Source organism: Skermanella rosea, from assembly GCF_016806835.2.
GTDB lineage: Bacteria > Pseudomonadota > Alphaproteobacteria > Azospirillales > Azospirillaceae > Skermanella > Skermanella rosea.
Window position 1 is genome coordinate 1,064,478 of record NZ_CP086111.1, and the last position, 17,327, is coordinate 1,081,804.

The following is a 17,327-nucleotide window of genomic DNA, read 5'->3' on the forward strand; positions in this document are numbered from 1 at the left end:
CACCGGCCGCGGCCCGTGTCGTTACATCTGTTCCTTCTGCGCGCCGGACGACGGCCGCGCGGGCCCAAGCACCGGCTCGTCGCCGAGCGGGGCTGCCTGGACCGCCGAGAACTGGCCCTTGCCGTCGAGCGACGGACCCTGGGTGAAGCGGCCGGCCGGTGGCGGCGTGCCGTCCTTGTCGGTGCCGAAGAAGGAATAGCTGAACTCCTGCTTCTCAAGGCTCTGGTCGAAGCTGTTCGGGATCGGCAGCGCCGCGGGTCCGCCCAACTCCTCGATGACCGCCAGCCATTGCTGCTGGTGCATGGTGTCGCGGGCGATCAGGAAGCTCAGCATGTCCTTCATGCCGGGATCGTGCGCCGCGTTGTAGAGCCTGACGGCAAGCGTCCGCCCGGTCGCTTCCGCCGTGACGTTGGCGAACATGTCGCCGGCCAGGTTGCCGCTGGCATAGACATGCGAGCAGTCGAACGGGGCGCCGTCGGAATTGCCGGGGAATGCGGCCAGGCCGGTCGACAGCAGGTGCTTGTGGAGCATCCCTTCGACCATGTGGCGCGGGCGTTCGCCGCCCATGACGGCGTTGACCACGGGGTTGGATTCGGATGCGGTCTCCTGAAGCGACAGCGGCGCGGACTCCAGGTTCAGGGCCACGGCGGTCGCCAGCATCTCGATGTGGCCGATCTCCTCGGTCGCGGTATGCAGGAGCATGTCGCGATACTTGGTGTTCGGGCCGCGCGCTCCCCAGGCCTGGAAGAAGTACTGCAGGCAGACCCGGAGCTCGCCTTCGATGCCGCCGATCGCCTGCTGGAGTTGGCGCGCGAACAGCGGATCGGGCGTCTCGACGCGGACCGGATACTGAAGCCGCTTGTCGTGATAGTACATGGGAAGAACCTCCGTCCTTTTGGGAAGACGTTTCCGGCAACAGGACGGAGGCCCGACCGTTTTCGATAAAATCGCCGCTACCCCCTTTGCGTGCGATTTAGTCTCATTCAAGAAAGGCCGGCGGGACCGGCGGGCATCAGCCGGCGCGCAGACGGTTCGGCGCGGTGTGGATCATCACGTTGCCGACATCGGCCAGCACCTCCTTCAGGCGGGCCACCATCTTGAGGCCGTCGGCTTCCCTGGCGGCGACGGCGCAGACGACCAGGCGGTCCTGCGCGCTGCCCTCGATCAGGATATGGTCGGCGTGATAGACGCCCGGGCTCTGGGCGATCAGCCCGCTGCCCTTCAATCGGCTGTTCAGTTCGTCGAAGGTAAGGGTGGCGGGTCCGGCGGCGGTTTCGGTTCTGCTCATGGCGTGCCTTGTGCTCCGATCCTCAGAAATACGGCCCGCGGGCGATCCCGACGCAGCCGGTGGATGGATGATAGTGCGTTGCAGCAAAACCGTGAGGTGAGCTTTCGCGGATATCCGTAACCTTTGGCGGGATCCATCCGGGCTACGCCGCAATCCTGCCGCCCCTTTCTCCGGCGCGGCATGGCGCCTCACTCCGCCGGGGCGGGGGACTCCGGCCGGCGGGGCTGGCCGCGGACGCGGCGGGTCGTCCATTCCCGCATGCTCTGGATCACGACGTAGAGCATGGGTATGACGAACAGGCCAAGGCTCGATGCCGCGATCATGCCGCCGAACACCGCCGTGGAGACGCCGCGCCGGCTCGCCGCCGCGGCGCCGACGGCCGTCACGAGCGGGATCAGGCCGAAGATGAACGCGAGGCTGGTCATGATCACCGCCCGGAAGCGGAGCCGCGCCCCTTCCCGGGCGGCGTCCCGGATCGAGGCGCCGGCCTCGCGCTGCTCCTTGGCGAACTCGACGATCAGGATCGCGTTCTTGCTGGCGAGCGCGATCAGCACCACGATGCCGATCTGGGCATAGACGTCGTTCGCCAGCCCCGTCGCCATCAGCGCCAGCATGGCGCCGCACAAGCCGACCGAGACCGAGAGGAGGACCGCGATCGGGATCGTCCAGCTCTCGTACAGGGCCACCAGGAACAGGTAGGCGAACAGGACGGCCAAAGCCAGGATGATGGGCGTCTGTCCCGCCGCTTCCTGCTCCTGGAGCGAGATGCCCGACCAGGCGAAGGAGAAGCCCGGAGGCAGGGTGCGGTCCGCGACCGACGCCATGGCGGACAGCGCGCCGCCGGAGCTGTATCCCGGCGCCGGCGATCCCTGGATGGCGACGCTGCGGTAGTTGTTGTAACGGTTGATCGCCTGCGGACCCAGCTGGAACCGGACCGAGGCGAGGCTGCGGAGCGGCACCATGGCCCCGTCGGCGCTCCGGACATGGATGCGCCAGAGGTCTTCCACCTGGTCGCGGTCCTTTGCCTCGGCCTGGACGTTGACCTGCCAGGTGCGGCCGAACCGGTTGAAGTCGTTGACGTAGAAGCCGCCCAGCGTGGTCTGGAGCGCGTTGTAGACGTCGCTGACCTGGACCCCAAGCGCCTGCGCCTTTTCCCGGTCGACCTCGACGAACAGGCGCCGGGTGTCCACCCGGTACGTCGTGAAGACCTGAGCCAGGGCGGGATCCTGGTTGGCCGCGACCACCAGCCCGCCGGCGGCCGCCGCGAGCTGGGCCGGCTCGCCGCCGGTCAGGTCCTGGAGCCGGAAGTCGAACCCTGCGGTGTTGCCGAGGCCCGAGATCGGCGGCAGGTTGAAGGCCAGGATCTGGGCGTTGGGCACGGTCGCCGTGCGCTGCCGGATCTGGGCCAGCACGTCGAAGGCGGTGGTCCCCGCCTCGGTCCGCTCCTCGAACGGGTCGAGCAGCACCACCATGAAGGCGGCGTTGCCGGCCTGGAGGCTGTCGAGCAGGCTGAAGCCCGCCACTGCGGTGACGCTGCGCACGCCGGGGATGTCGCGGACAAGGCCTTCCACGTCGCGCACCACGACCTGCGTGCGGTTTAGCGCCGCGTTCTGCGGCAGCCGCAGTTCCATGAACAGGGCGCCCTGATCCTCGTCCGGCAGGAAACCCGCGGGCACGATGGCGGAGAGGCCGAAATAGCCGCCGAACGCCGCCGCGACCACGACCAGCGACAGGATCGCCATTCGCACCAGCCGGTTGACCAGGCGGGAATAGCCGTTCCGGACATTGTCGATGCGATCCTGGATCCAGCCCATGATCCGCCCGTGCTTCTCGTGGGGCTTCAGCAGCAGCGCGCAGAGCGCGGGGCTGAGGGTCAGGGCGTTGATCGCCGACAGGAGCATCGCGACCGAGACGGTCAGCGCGAACTGGGCGTAGAGCGAGCCGGTGATGCCGGGGATGAAGCCTACGGGGATGAAGACGGACAGCAGGACCAGCGTGATCGCGATGATCGCCGGGGTGATCTGGCCCATCGCCTTGCGGGTCGCCTCCGGCGCCGGCAGGTTCTCGTCGCGCATCACGCGCTCGACGTTCTCCACCACCACGATCGCGTCGTCCACCACGATGCCGATCGCCAGCACCATGGCGAACAGGGAGATCGTGTTGGCCGACTGGCCGAACATCAGCAGGAACGCGAAGGTGCCGATCAGGGCCACCGGCACCGCCAGCATCGGGATGATCGTCGCCCGCCAGTTCCCCAGGAACACGAAGACGACCACCAGGACCAGCACGAAGGCCTCGACCAGCGTGGTGACCACTTCCTCGATGGAGGCGGTCACGAACACTGTCGTGTCGTAGGTCACCTCGTAGTGGACGCCCTCGGGGAAGCGCTCCTCCAGCCGGTCCAGCACCCGCAGCACCTCCTGGGCGGTGGTGACGGCATTGGCCCCCGGCGCCTGATAGATGCCCAGCACGGCCGCCGGCCGGCCGTTGGACGTGCCGGCGGAGGAGTAGGACCGGGCGGCCAGCTCGACCCGCGCCACGTCGCTGAGCCGCAGCAGCGATCCGTCCGCGTCGGCCCGGAGGACGATGTTCTCGAATTGCGCGACCTCGGTGAGCCGGCCCGCCGCCTGGAGCGAGAACTCCAGTTGCTGCCCGCTCGGCTGCGGCTGGGCGCCGAGCTGTCCGACCGCGGCCTGGACGTTCTGGGACCGGATCGCGGCGACCACGTCATTGGGCGACAGGCCGAAGCTGGTCAGGCGGTCGGTCTCCAGCCAGACCCGCATGCTGTAGTCATACTCGCTGAACAGCCGCGCCTCGCCCACGCCGGACACGCGGGAGATCTCGTCCAGCAGGTTGATCCGGGCGTAGTTGTTCAGGAACAGCTCGTCATACTCGGGCGATTCCGACACCAGGCTGATCAGCTGGAGGAAGGCGGAGGACTGCTGGCGCACCTGGACGCCCTGGCGCGCGACCTCTTCGGGCAGCGACGCCTCGGCCAGGCGCACCCGGTTCTGGACATTGACCGTGTTGATGTCCGGGTCCGTGCCGACGGCGAAGGTGACGGTCAGCGTGTAGCTGCCGTCGTTACCGCTGGTCGAACTCATGTAGATCATGTCCTGGACGCCGTTCACCTGGCTCTCGATCGGCTGGGCGATCGTCGCCTCCACCGTCTCGGCGTTGGCGCCGGGATAGAGCGTCGTGACGCTGACCTGGGGCGGCACGATGTCGGGGAACTGCGCGACGGGTATGCGGGTGAGGGCCAGCAGGCCCGCCAGGACGATCACGATGGAGATGACCATCGCCAGGCGGGGCCGGTCGATGAAGACGGAGGAGAGCATGGATCACGCCCCCTGGTCGGCGTCGACCGGGCTGGGATCCACGGGTGCGCCGGGACGGACCTGCTGGATGCCCTGGATGACCACCCGGTCGCCCTCCTTCAGGCCGGACCGGACGACGACCCGGCCCTGGTCCAGGGTCTCGCCGGTTTCCACCCGCTGGATCCGCACCATGTTCTCGCCGTCCACGCCCAGCACGAAGTTGCCCTGCTGGTCGGCCTGGACGGCGGCCTGGGGGATCGTGATGGCCAACTCGGGTTCGTCCGGCTGGATCAGGACGCGGACGAACTGGCCGTCGCGCAGCAGGCCCTCGGGGTTGGGCACCTCGGCGCGGACCGGCACCGTGTCCGTCTGCTGGCTGACCGTGATTCCGACGAAATTCACCGTGCCCTGGTGCTGGTACTCGCTGCCGTCGGGCAGCAGCACCCGGACGACGAAGCGGTTGGGGTCCAGTCCCCGGGATCCCGCCGCCCGTTGGGCTTCGAGCAGGGTGCGCTGGCTGACCTGGAACAGGACATGGATGGGATCCTGGGTCACCAGCTCGGCCAGGGCGCCCGATTCCGGGCTGACCAGGTCCCCGACGTCGAACAGGGCCTGTCCAATCCGCCCGGCGATCGGCGCCCTGATCTCGGTATAGCCGAGGTCGATTTCCGCCTGGCGCAGCGCCGCCCTCGCCTGGAGCACGCCGGCCTCGGCGGTGCGGGCGGCGGCCTGCCGCTCATCCACGGTGGCTTCCGGGATGTTGTTGCGCTGGACCAGTTCCTGGGCGCGGCGGAGCTGGACGGTCGCGTTCTCCTGCTCGGCCTCGGCGCGGGCCAGGTCGGCGCGGCGCTGCTCGACGACCGCTTCGTAGAGCTGAGGTTCGATCCGGAACAGCGGCGTGCCCTGTTCGACGGTCTGGCCCTCGCGGAACAGCCGCTCCTCCAGGAAGCCGGTGACACGCGCCCTCAGTTCAACCCGCTGGATCGCCTCGATCCGGCCGACGAAGGTCTCGCCCAGGGTCACGGGCTCGGGCCTGACCTCGAAGACGCCGACGGGAACCGCCTGCTGCGGTTGCTGCGGGGCACCGCCCTGCTGCTGCTCGCCGCCGTCGCCGCAGGCGGCGAGCAGCAGCAGGCCGGCACCGGCCAGGAGAGGGGCGAGGACGACCCGGACGACGCCCCGGCGGCGCGGTCCGCCATTCGGGGCACGCGCATCGGGCGGCGGCGGCGGCGGTAGGAAAATCATCGCCTGGGCTCCATGGCAGGCAGGGGCGTCGCGGATTCGCGACGGCCCTCGACACGGTTCCCAAACGCCTGAAACCCCTCCTTGTTCAAGCCTGCGGGGAGTCCTGCCGCTATTCGCGGGGCGCCACCGCCGACAGGACGACGCGGGCGCGGATCACCAGCTTTTCCGACACGTTCATCGGTGACTCCTCCGGCATTCCGTCGGCCATCGGCGCCGCCATGGCCATGGCGGGACCCGCCTCGCGCGTCTTGCGGGCGTAGACCGGGACGGGCGCCTCGGCGAAATCGATGTTGCCCATGCGGAACGAGCGCCCGGGGAAACTCTGCTCCAGCGCCTTGAGCTCGGCTGCCGCCCTGCCGTAGATCTCCGTCCGGAGGCGTGCCCGCACCGCTTCGGTCTCCGCCAGGGTGGGGGTGAACTCGATCGTCCCGATGCGGAGCTGAAGGCCGGGGCGGCTCGCCTGCCGGGCCTTGTCGGCCAGCCCGCCCAGCGCGTTTTCCGGCAGGCGTGCCTCGATCACGGCGCGCCGCCGCTCCAGCCCGGCCTGGTCGGTCGATCGGTCGAACCGGGTGATGCGCCACTGCGCATCCGGCACCAGCGCGCTCACCGCCTTCAGCAGGTCGTCCCGCTGGCTGTCGGAACCGGTTCCCGCGGATCCGGCCGCCGCGGCATCCGCGACGATCTCGACGCGGGCGGTATCGGTCCCGACCCAGTCCTCCGCGGTCAGGTCGAGAACGACCTGGTCCATCACGGGAGGGACGACGACCTGCGCCCGGGCGGGGGTCCAGGCGGGGGCGGTCAGCGCCAGGGACAGGCAGACGGCGAGCGGGGTTGGAACGCGCAGCATCGGCTGATCTCTCCGTTCGGTTTGGAATGCTCGGGCCGATGGATGGTCCGGAGGCTCAGAAATCCAGGTCGGCGTAATGGGCCGGCGGCGGATTGCCGGGCAGGCTGTCGGACAGCAGCGGCCGGAAGCTGCGGCGCGACTTGATCCGCGAATACCAGAGACGGGCTTCCGGGTGGTCGTCCCACGGCACGTCGCCCAGGTAATCGACGGCGGAGAGGTGCGCGCCGGCCGCGATGTCCGCCAGGCTGAAGGTATCGCCGGCCAGCCAGTTCCGCCGTTCCGCCAGATAGGCTATGTAGTCGAGGTGGTAATGGATGTTCTGGAGCCCGGCGCGGATCGCCGGGGCGTGGGGATAGCCCCAGCCGAGATAGCGCTTGATCAGCTTCTCGCCCACCAGGTTGTCGGTCACCTCGGTGTTGAACTTGCCGTCGAACCAGGAGACCAGCCGGCGCGTCTCCGCGCGCTCGACCGGGGTGCACCCGATCAGCGGCTTTTCCGAATAGGCTTCGTCAAGATACTCGCAGATGGCGATATGGTCCGCCAGCACCGTCCCGTCGTCCTCGACCAGCACGGGCACGTCGCCCGCCGGGTTCATCGCCAGGAACTCGGGACGGCGGTCCGATATCTTCTCGACCTGCAATTCGAAGTCGAGGCCCTTCTCGCCCAGCGCGATACGCACTTTGCGTGAGAACGGAGAGAGCCAGAAGTGATAAAGGGTTCGCATGGGGCGGGCACCATAACGCAAGCGTTCCGCCAAACATAGGGGTCGGTTGGCGGCATATGCCCATTGGAGATATCAGGTGGCGGCGATCAGGCGCGGGTGGATCACCCTGAAGGCCGGCAGGCGTATGGTCACGGTGGTCCCGACGCCCGGCTGGCTCTTCAGTTCGAGCGTTCCGCCGTGCAGGTTGACCAGCGACCGGGTGATGGGCAGGCCCAGGCCGGTCCCCGATTCGCCGGCCATGTAGGCGTTCCGGGTCTGGCCGAACGGCTCCAGCACCTTTTCCATCTGGTCGGCGGCAATGCCGATTCCCGTGTCGCGCACGGTCATGACGATGTCGCCGTCCTGCTCCTCGCGGCCGGTCACCTCGATCTCGCCGCCGCGCTCGGTGAACTTCACCGCGTTGGTCAGCAGGTTGATCAGGATCTGCTTCAGCGCGCGCTCGTCGCCCATGACGGGCGGCAGGCGGTCGATCGCGGTCTTCAGCGTCAGGTCCTTGCGCAGCGCCCGTTCGCGGACCAGCCGGATCACCGGGTCGATGATCCGGGTCAGGTCGACATGCTCCTCTTCCAGCTCGTACCGGCCGGCCTCGATCTTGGACAGGTCCAGGATGTCGTTGATCAGGCTCAGCAGGTGGCGGGCGCTGTCCAGGACGTTGCGGTTGTACTCGGTATAGCGGGGCGATCCGAGCGGGCCGAAATACTCCTGGTCCATGATCTCGGAGAAGCCCAGGATCGCGTTCAGCGGCGTGCGCAGCTCGTGGCTCATATGGGCCAGGAATTCCGACTTGGCCCGGCTGGCCGCCTCGGCCAGCCCTCTCGTCTCCTCCGCCTCCCGCCGGGCCTGGTCCAGCTTGCGGGCCAGCACCGACAGGTCGGCCGCCTGGCGCTCCAGCCGGTCGCGGGCCTGGAAGATCTCCTGCTCGCGGCGCTTCTGCTCGCTGATGTCCAGCAGCACGCCGACCGACATGCGGTGGCCGTCGGCGACATACTCGTCGACCGCCAGATAGGCCGGGAAGGTGCGGCCGTCGCGGGTGCGCGCCGTGACCTCCCGGGCGACGCCCAGGATCGGCTGGGTTCCGGCGGCCGAGGGGACGGGCGGGATCAGCGTGTCGATCGTCAGCCCCTTGGCCTCGGCCGCCCGGTAGCCGAACAGGTGCTCGGCGGCCGGGTTGAAGAGCTGGATCCTGCCGTGCTCGTCATGGACCAGGATGCCGGTCACCGCCACGTCCAGGACGGCGCGCAGCCGCGCCTTGCTGTCCGCCAGGGCGCGCTCGTTCTCCCGCAGTTCCGTGACGTCCTGGATGATGCCGAACAGCCTCGTCGTCTGCTCGCCCTTGGGCTGCTCCCCGCCGACGCGGCTCCGGGTGAATTCCTCGCGGACATGCCGCTCGGTGCCGTCGGGACGGATGATCCGGTACTCGCGCGTGCAGTCCGGCCCGTCCGCGAGGTCCGCGTCGTTGAGGCGGGACCGGTCGTCCGGGTGGATCGACGAGCGCCAGCTCTCCAGGGTCGGCGGCAAGTCCGGGTCGCGTCCCCAGATCTCGTAGAGCGTGTCGGACCAGACCACGCCGCCGGTCCCGAGATCGATCGTCCACCAGCCGATCCCGGCGATCCGCTGGGCCTGCCGCAGGCGGCGCTCGCTCTCGCGCAGCCTTTCCTCCTGCCGCTCGCGGTCGGTGACGTCGTTGGCCGCCACCATGAGGAAAAGCTGCCCCGACGCGTCGGAGAAGCCGCCGACCGTGATCAGGACGCGGCGGATGCGGCCGTCGGAGTGGCGCAGCTTCAGGATCTGGGGCGGCAGCTGGTCGCCGGGATGGCCGAACCGCAGCAGGTCGTGCGCCCGGTTGCGTTCGTCGGGGGGAAACACCTCGACGAAGGGGCGCTGCACCAGCTGCCGCTCGGGGATGCCGCACAGCGTGCCGTAGGCCGCGTTGGCGCGGACCACCCTGCCGTCGGCGTCGACCATGCAGAAGCCGGTTCCCGCCGCGTCGTAGGTCGCCGACAGCAGGCCGTGGGCGAGCACCTGCCGGCGGTACTGCCCCAGCATCAGGACCACGACCGTGGTGAACCCCGCGAGCACGACGCCGGTGATCAGCGCGTTCTGGATCAGGTCGCGGGTCCAGTCCGCCAGGACGTCGGTCTTGGCTAGCCCCACCGCCACGAACAGCGGCAACGTGCCGACGCGCTGGTAGGCCAGGACCCGCTCCTGTTCGTCGAAGCAGCATTTGACGTCGACCGATGCGGGCAGCTGGGGCTGAGAGTTGCGGATGGTGTTCAGCAGCGAACCGTCGGGCAGCTTGCGGCCGATCAGGTTCTCCCGGAACGGGTGGGAGGTGATGATGGTCCCGTTCTCGTGCATCAGGAACAGGATGCCGTGCGTTCCCGCCGCCATCGAGTCGAAGAAGCGCCGCGAGATGTCCGGCTTGACCGCCGCCGCCGCCACCCCGGCGAAGGCGCCGTCGCGGGGCCGGCTGATCCGGCGGCTCATCGAGAAATAAAGGTCGGTTCCCCCGCCGTCCATGGATGGGGCGCCGACGAACAGGCTGGGTCCGGAAGTGTCCTTGTGGGCCTGGAAGAAATCGTTCCGGGAGCTGTCCATCGGCTCCACCGGATAGCGGCGGGAGTGGATGCGGACGATGCCGTTCGGATCGATGATCAGCATGTGCCGGATCTGCGCCAGCTCGCTGCCGATGCTGCTCGCCTCCAGCGTCGCCAGATAGTCCCAGTCGCTCCACGAATCGCCCAGGCGGGTGATGTCCAGTTCGCTGAAATGCTCGACCGCGCTGCGCAGGGCGATGTCGTTGATCTCGAACATGCGAAGCGTGTGCTCCGTCGCGAGATTGGCGAGCGCGCGGGACTTCTCCGCGGCCTGCATCAGCGCGTCGGACCTGGTCGTCCACTCGTTGTATCCGAGCATCGCTACCACTACGAAGAGCAGAAGCGCATAGATCCTCAGGAAAATGGTCGGCGTTACGCGCTGTTGGGTCACGGGAATTCCAGGATTGGAGTCGCCGATACGGTGACCTTTCCGGTCATTGGACCCGTTTCATAGCACGAAAGGATTATTAAATGCCACGCATTAGGATTGCGACCTAATGGTGAGGCTATTTTTGATAGAGAACGTAAGGATCGTCCGCCGGCAAGGTTGCGGAAGCCGCGACCCAGCCGTTGCGCTCGTAAAAGGCGCGGGCGCCCTGGTTGGCCGCGAGGCATTTCAGGCGGGCAGGGCGGAACAGATGGGAGCAGGCGCGCTCCAGGAGGATGGTCCCGACGCCGCGGTGCTGCCAGCGGGGATCGACGAACAGGTTGTGGACGAAATTCTCCGGACGGTAGATCGAGGCGAATCCGACGACGACTCCGCCGACTTCCGCTACCCAGACCTCCTCCTCCTCGATCGCCCTGTGATAGTCCTCCAGGACGAAGGATCCGGCCGGCTGCCAGTGGAAAGCGGACCGGCGGGAAGCCAGGTAGATTTCAGCGCAACGCTGCCCGTCCATCCCGTTGGCCGGCCGGACGGAGATCTCCATTCCCGCGCACTCAGGCATGACGTCGGCCCCCCTGCGTCTCCACCCCCTCCTGACCGGAAACAGTCGGGAGAGTGGTTTATTCGCGGTAACCTTAGCCAACGCGCCGGGCGGGCGATAGGCCGGCCCCGCCGGGCCGGCCCTCATGCGACATATAGCGCCGGGATGCGCCTTCCCGGTCAGTCCGCCGCCTGGGGTGCCCGCACGGGCACGTCCAGCCGGTGGACCATCTCCTTGGGCACGACCTGCCAGAAGTTGTCGCGCACCAGATGCCAGTCGTTGAGCAGGCGCTCGGCGAACTTGCTCTGGGTCTCGGCGACATGCTCCGCGATCAGGTCGCGCAGCATCGCCTCGTAGTGGGGCACCTCGATCCGCTGGAAGATCACGCTCTCCTCGTTGACCTTGCGGGAGAAGCTGCCGTCCTCGTCGTAGATGAAGGCCATGCCCCCGGTCATGCCGGCCCCGAAATTCTCGCCGACGCTGCCCAGGATCACCGCGAGGCCGCCGGTCATGTACTCGCAGCCGTTGGAGCCGCAGCCTTCCACCACCACCTTGGCGCCCGAGTTGCGGACCGCGAAGCGCTCGCCGGCCTGGCCCGCGGCGAACAGCTTGCCCGCCGTGGCGCCGTACAGCACCGTGTTGCCGATGATGGTATTCTCGTTGGTCTTCAGCGGGCTGCTCGTGGTCGGCCGGACGGTGATGGTGCCGCCCGACAGGCCCTTGCCGACATAGTCGTTGCTGTCGCCCAGCACCTCCAGCTTCATGCCCTGTACCGCGAAGGCGCCGAGCGACTGCCCGCACGAGCCGCGCAGGCGGACCGTGACGTGGCCGGGCTGGAGCCCGGTCATGCCGAACTTGCGCGTGATCATGGCCGACAGGCGGGTGCCGATGGCCCGGTGCGTGTTCCGCACATTGTAGGCCAGCTGCATCTTCTCGCCCTCCTCGAACAGCGGGCGGGCGTCGGCGATCATGCGGGCGTCCAGCGTGTCCGGCACCTCGTTGCGGCCCTGCATGGTGCAGTAGCGGGCACTGTCGCCCGGATCGGCCTGGGCCAGCAGCGGGTTGAGGTCGAGGTCGTCCAGGTGGGCGCCGCCGCGGCTGACCTGGTGCAGCAGGTCGGTCCGGCCGATCACCTCGTTCAGGGTGCGGAACCCGAGCTGGGCCAGGATCTCGCGGACCTCCTCCGCCAGGAAGCTGAACAGGTTGACGACGCGCTCCGGCGTGCCGACGAACTTCTTGCGCAGCTCCTCGTCCTGGACGCAGACGCCGACCGGGCAGGTGTTGCTGTGGCACTGCCGGACCATGATGCAGCCCATGGCGATCAGGCTGGCGGTGCCGACGCCGTACTCCTCGGCGCCCAGCATCGCGGCGATCACGATGTCGCGGCCGGTCTTCAGGCCGCCGTCGGTGCGCAGCCGGACCCGGTGGCGCAGCCGGTTCAGGGTCAGCACCTGGTGGACCTCGCTCAGGCCCATCTCCCACGGCACGCCGGCATACTTGATCGAGGTCTGCGGGCTGGCGCCGGTCCCGCCGACATGGCCGGAGACCAGGATCACGTCGGCGTTGGCCTTGGCCACGCCGGCCGCGATGGTGCCGATGCCGGACCGCGACACCAGCTTGACGCAGACCTTGGCGTCCGGGTTGATCTGCTTCAGGTCATAGATGAGCTGCGCCAGGTCCTCGATCGAGTAGATGTCATGGTGCGGCGGCGGGCTGATCAGCATGACGCCCGGCGTGGAATGCCGCAGGCGGGCGATCATCTCGGTCACCTTGAAGCCGGGCAGCTGCCCGCCTTCGCCGGGCTTGGCGCCCTGGGCAACCTTGATCTCGATCTCGCGGCACTGGTTCAGGTACTCGGCGGTGACGCCGAACCGGCCCGAGGCGACCTGCTTGATCGCCGAGTTCCAGTTGTCGCCGTTCTTGTCCGGCTTGAACCGCGCCGGGTCCTCGCCGCCCTCGCCGCTGTCCGACTTGGCGCCGATCCGGTTCATCGCGACGTTCAGCGTGCCGTGCGCCTCGGGCGACAGGGCGCCGAGCGACATCGCGGGCGTGATGAACCGCTTGCGGAGCGAGGTGATGCTCTCGACCTCGTCGACCGAGATGGCCTCGCGGGTCGAGCGGAAATCCAGCAGGTCGCGGATCTGGATCGGCGGGCGCTTGTTGGTCGCCTCGGTGTACTTCTTGAAGGTCGCGTAGCTGTCGGTCGCGACCGCCTGCTGCAGCATGTGGATCAATCCTGCTTCCCAGGCGTGCCGCTCGCCGTTGCGGCGGTACTTGTAGAAGCCGCCGATCGGCAGGGCGATCACGTCCTCCGAGAAGGCGATGGCGTGCTGCTCCAGCACCTTCTTCTGGATGCCGGCGAGGCCGATGCCCGAGATGCGGCTGACCATGCCGGGGAAATGCTCCGCGACCAGCGCGCGGCTGAGGCCGACCGCCTCGAAGTTGCAGCCGCCGCGGTACGAGCTGATGATCGAGATGCCCATCTTGGACATGATCTTCAGCAGGCCCTCGTCGATCGCCTTCTTGAAGCGGTACAGGCACTGCTCCAGCGTCAGGTCGCCGAACAGGCCGCGGCGGTGCCGGTCGGCGATCGCCTCCTGGGACAGGTAGGCGTTCACCGTCGTGCCGCCGACGCCGATCAGCACGGCGAAGTAATGCACGTCCATGCACTCGGAAGTGCGTACGTTCAGCGACGTGAAGGTGCGGAGCTGCTGGCGTACGAGGTGGGTGTGCACCGCGCCCGTCGCCAGGATCATCGGCATCGGCGCGCGGGTGGCGCTGACCTGCTCGTCCGACAGGATGACGTGGGTGGCGCCGCCGCGCACCGCGTCCTCCGACTCCTGGCGGATGCGGCGGAGCGCGTCGCGCAGCGCGTTGGGGCCGGCGGTGACGTCGAAGGTGCAGTCGATCTCCGCCGCGGTCTCGCCCATGTAGTCCCGCATGGCGCGGAACTCGGCGGTCGTCAGCACGGGGCTTTCGAGCTGGAGCAGGCTGCACTGCGTCGCATCCTCCTCCAGTATGTTGCCCAGGTTGCCCAGCCGCGTGCGCAGGCTCATCACCCGGCGTTCGCGCAGGCTGTCGATCGGCGGGTTGGTGACCTGGCTGAAGTTCTGGCGGAAGAAGTGGTGCAGGCCGCGGTACTTGTCCGACAGGACCGCCATCGGGCTGTCGTCGCCCATGGAGCCGATCGCTTCCTTGGCCTCGTCCACCATCGGGTGGAGGACGGTTTCCAGGTCCTCCATCGTGATGCCGACCGCGAGCTGGCGGCGGCGCAACTCGTCCTTGGCCAGCACGGCGGATTCCGCCGGGGCCGCCTTCACGAGGCTGTCCAGCTCGGTGATGTTGCCGACCCACTTGTCGTAGGGGCGCTGGGAGGCGAGATAATCCTTGATCTCGCGGTCGTGGTACAGCTTGCCCTCGGCCAGGTCGACCGCGATCATCTGCCCGGGTCCGAGCCGGCCCTTCTCGACGACGGTGCTCTCGTCCACCTTGACCATGCCGGTCTCCGACCCGGCGATCAGCAGGCCATCGGCGGTGATGGTGTAGCGCATCGGGCGCAGGCCGTTGCGGTCCATGCCGCCGACCGCCCAGCGGCCATCGGTCATGGCGAGCGCCGCCGGCCCGTCCCACGGCTCCATGACGGCGTTGATGTAGCCGTAGAGCGCGCGGTGGGACGCGGGCATGCTGTCGCCGGCGGCGAGCGCCTCCGGGATCAGCATGGTCTTTGTCATCGGCGCGGACCGGCCGGCCCGGGCGACCACCTCGAACACGGCGTCGAGCGCGCCGCTGTCCGACGAGCCGATCGGGATCACCGGCTTCAGGTCGTTGACGTAAGGCCCGAAACGCTCGTGGTCCATGCGCGTCTCGTGCGCCTTCATCCAGTTCACGTTGCCCTTCAGCGTGTTGATCTCGCCGTTGTGGGCGAGCATGCGGAACGGCTGGGCCAGCGGCCAGGTCGGGAACGTGTTGGTCGAATAGCGCTGGTGGTAGATCGCGACGTTGGAGACGAAGCGCTCGTCCAGCAGGTCGGGATAGAAGGAGGTCAGCTGTTCCGCCAGGAACATGCCCTTGTAGACGATCGAGCGGGACGACAGCGTGCAGATGTAGAAGTCGTTGATCTGCTCGGCCCGGACGGCGGTCTCGATCCGGCGGCGGATGATGTAGAGCTCCAGCTCGAACCGGTCGTCGGTCTCGCCCTTGGCGTTGCCGATGATGATCTGCTCGATCTCGGGCCGGGTCGCGTTGGCCTTCTCGCCGATGATGTCGACGTTCACCGGGACCTGGCGCCAGCCATAGATATAGTAGCCGAAATTCAGGATCTCGGTCTCGACGATGCACCGGCAGCGCTCCTGCGCTTCCAGCGACAGGCGCGGCAGGAACACCTGGCCGACCGCGAGCGGCCGGTCCGGCGGGATGTGGCCGATCAGCTTGACGTAGTCGTGGAAGAACTGCTGCGGCACCTGGACATGGATGCCGGCGCCGTCGCCGGTCTTGCCGTCGGCGTCCACGGCACCCCGGTGCCACACGGCCTTGAGCGCCTCGATACCCTTTTCCACCACCGACCGCCGCGGCTTGCCGTCGATCGCCGCGATCATGCCGACGCCGCAGGCGTCGTGCTCGTCGGCGGGATCATAGGCATGGACCGCAGTCAGGGCCTCGACGTTCGCCCGGTACTCGGCAACGAACTGCTCGCCCTGGTTCGGGATTTCACGGGTCATGGGGCGGTTCCTTTCTTGGTCCGACGTCTCTTGGTCCAACGTCGAGGGACATGGCATCGAGGGGGCGGCCGTCACTCGGCCGCGACGGCGGCGGATGCGCCGGCCTCGGCCTTCTGCATCAGGTAGGCGTGCATGTGCTCGGCGACGTCGCGGCCGTCGCGGATCGCCCACACGACCAAGCTGGCGCCGCGCACGATGTCGCCGGCGGCGAAGACGCCGTCCAGGCTGGTCATCATGGTGCGGAAATTCACCGTCACGGTGCCCCAGCGGCTGACCTTCAGGCCGGTCTCGCCGAACAGGGTCGGCAGGTCCTCCGGATCGAAGCCCAGCGCCTTGATCACCAGGTCGGCGTCCAGCGTGTAGGAGGAGCCGTCGATCACCTGCGGGATCTGCCGGCCGCTGGCGTCGGCGACGCCGAGATGGATGCGGTGCGCGCGGACGCCGGTCACGACGCCGTCCTTGCCCTCGAATGCCTCCGGGGCGGACTGCCAGACGAACTCGACGCCCTCCTCCTCGGCGTTGCGGACCTCGCGCTGGGAGCCCGGCATGTTGGCGCGGTTGCGGCGGTACAGGCACTTGACCGATTTGGCGCCCTGGCGGACCGCCGTGCGGACGCAGTCCATGGCGGTGTCGCCGCCGCCGATCACGACGACGTCCTTGCCCGCCGCGTTCAGCGCGCCGCTGTCATAGTCGGGAACCGCGTCGCCCAGGCCCTGGCGGTTGCTGGTCGTCAGGTATTGCAGCGCGGGCACGATGTTGCCCAGGTCGGAGCCGGGGACCGTCAGGTCGCGCGCCTTGTACACGCCGGTCGCGATCAGCACGGCGTCGTGCTTCGCCCGCAGCTCGGCCAGCGTGGCGTCGCGGCCGACCTCGAAATCGGTGTGGAAGATGACGCCCTCGTCGACCAGCAGCTGGACCCGGCGGCTGACCACGTGCTTCTCCAGCTTGAAGCCGGGAATGCCGTACATCATCAGGCCGCCGATCCGGTCGTAGCGGTCGTAGACGTGGACCTCGTACCCCTTGATGCGCAGCTGCTCGGCCGCCGACATGCCGCCGGGGCCGCCGCCGATGATGGCGACGGACTGCCCGCGCTCGCGGAGCGGCAGGCGCGGCTTGACCCAGCCCCGCTCCCACGCGGTGTCGTTGATGTATTTCTCGATCGATCCGATGGTGACCGTGCCGTGGGTCGACTGCTCGATCGTGCAGTTGCCCTCGCACAGGCGGTCCTGCGGGCAGATGCGGCCGCAGATCTCCGGCAGGTTGCTGGTCGCCGACGACAGTTCGTAGGCCTCTTCCAGCCGTCCCTCGGCGGTGAGCTTCAGCCAGTCAGGGATGTTGTTGTGGAGCGGGCAGTGGACCTGGCAGAACGGCACGCCGCACTGGGAACACCGGCCGGACTGTTCCTCGGCACCTTCCTGGTCGAACTCGCCATAGATCTCGTTGAAGTCGTGCCTGCGCGTCGCTGCATCCCGTTTGTCGGGCATGCGCTGGTCGGTGCGGACGAACTGCAACATCTTCTGCGCCATGGCGAACAATCCTTCAGCTCAGCCCCTCGGGACGTCAAAGGCTTAATCGGGCCCCCGGTCGCATCCAAAGGGTCACGGCCACATCGGCGTAACCGCGGGGAGGTGGAAACAAACTTGTCCAGACTATGCCGGGTGCAGC

The 17,327-nt window shown here is 68.2% G+C and carries 10 protein-coding genes; all 10 read right to left on the minus strand.

Annotation, left to right across the window (positions count from 1 at the left end; all coding sequences use genetic code 11):
* Positions 1-21: 21 nt before the first annotated feature.
* Complete coding sequence (locus JL101_RS04995; protein WP_203099527.1) at positions 22-876, minus strand: manganese catalase family protein; 855 nt, start codon at positions 874-876, stop codon at positions 22-24.
* A 136-nt stretch (positions 877-1,012) separates the two neighbouring features.
* On the minus strand, positions 1,013-1,288 hold the full coding sequence (locus tag JL101_RS05000) for a hypothetical protein (protein ID WP_203099528.1): 276 nt from the start codon (positions 1,286-1,288) through the stop codon (positions 1,013-1,015).
* 188 nt (positions 1,289-1,476) lie between these two features.
* A complete protein-coding gene (locus JL101_RS05005; protein WP_203099529.1) occupies positions 1,477-4,626 on the minus strand; it encodes an efflux RND transporter permease subunit in 3,150 nt (1,049 codons plus the stop codon).
* Positions 4,627-4,629: 3 nt separating this feature from the next.
* Entirely contained in the window at positions 4,630-5,850 is a 1,221-nt protein-coding gene (locus JL101_RS05010; RefSeq protein ID WP_203099530.1) for an efflux RND transporter periplasmic adaptor subunit, read from the minus strand.
* Positions 5,851-5,959: 109 nt separating this feature from the next.
* Complete coding sequence (locus JL101_RS05015) at positions 5,960-6,697, minus strand: hypothetical protein (protein WP_203099531.1); 738 nt, start codon at positions 6,695-6,697, stop codon at positions 5,960-5,962.
* A 55-nt stretch (positions 6,698-6,752) separates the two neighbouring features.
* Positions 6,753-7,421, minus strand: a complete 669-nt coding sequence (locus JL101_RS05020; protein WP_203099532.1) for a glutathione S-transferase family protein — start codon at positions 7,419-7,421, stop codon at positions 6,753-6,755.
* A gap of 72 nt (positions 7,422-7,493) precedes the next feature.
* Positions 7,494-10,409, minus strand: coding sequence for a PAS domain S-box protein (locus tag JL101_RS05025; RefSeq protein ID WP_203099533.1), 2,916 nt, complete (start codon positions 10,407-10,409; stop codon positions 7,494-7,496).
* Between the two features lie 115 nt (positions 10,410-10,524).
* Positions 10,525-10,947, minus strand: a complete 423-nt coding sequence (locus tag JL101_RS05030; protein ID WP_203099534.1) for a GNAT family N-acetyltransferase — start codon at positions 10,945-10,947, stop codon at positions 10,525-10,527.
* A gap of 176 nt (positions 10,948-11,123) precedes the next feature.
* Positions 11,124-15,662: a glutamate synthase large subunit gene (gene gltB, locus JL101_RS05035; RefSeq protein WP_203099535.1), complete on the minus strand. Its 4,539-nt coding sequence runs from the start codon at positions 15,660-15,662 to the stop codon at positions 11,124-11,126.
* 71 nt (positions 15,663-15,733) lie between these two features.
* Positions 15,734-17,188 (minus strand): NAD(P)-dependent oxidoreductase, encoded by a 1,455-nt coding sequence (locus JL101_RS05040; protein WP_203099536.1) that lies wholly within the window; start codon positions 17,186-17,188, stop codon positions 15,734-15,736.
* Positions 17,189-17,327 lie beyond the last annotated feature (139 nt).

Excerpts from the sequence above, each read along its gene's own strand:
- JL101_RS04995 (WP_203099527.1), bottom strand. The coding sequence starts at position 876 with ATGTACTATCACGACAAGCGGCTTCAGTATCCGGTCCGCGTCGAGACG.
- JL101_RS05000 (WP_203099528.1), bottom strand. The coding sequence starts at position 1,288 with ATGAGCAGAACCGAAACCGCCGCCGGACCCGCCACCCTTACCTTCGAC.
- JL101_RS05005 (WP_203099529.1), bottom strand. The coding sequence starts at position 4,626 with ATGCTCTCCTCCGTCTTCATCGACCGGCCCCGCCTGGCGATGGTCATC.
- JL101_RS05010 (WP_203099530.1), bottom strand. The coding sequence starts at position 5,850 with ATGATTTTCCTACCGCCGCCGCCGCCGCCCGATGCGCGTGCCCCGAAT.
- JL101_RS05015 (WP_203099531.1), bottom strand. The coding sequence starts at position 6,697 with ATGCTGCGCGTTCCAACCCCGCTCGCCGTCTGCCTGTCCCTGGCGCTG.
- JL101_RS05020 (WP_203099532.1), bottom strand. The coding sequence starts at position 7,421 with ATGCGAACCCTTTATCACTTCTGGCTCTCTCCGTTCTCACGCAAAGTG.
- JL101_RS05030 (WP_203099534.1), bottom strand. The coding sequence starts at position 10,947 with ATGGAGATCTCCGTCCGGCCGGCCAACGGGATGGACGGGCAGCGTTGC.
- gltB (WP_203099535.1), bottom strand. The coding sequence starts at position 15,662 with ATGACCCGTGAAATCCCGAACCAGGGCGAGCAGTTCGTTGCCGAGTAC.
- JL101_RS05040 (WP_203099536.1), bottom strand. The coding sequence starts at position 17,188 with ATGGCGCAGAAGATGTTGCAGTTCGTCCGCACCGACCAGCGCATGCCC.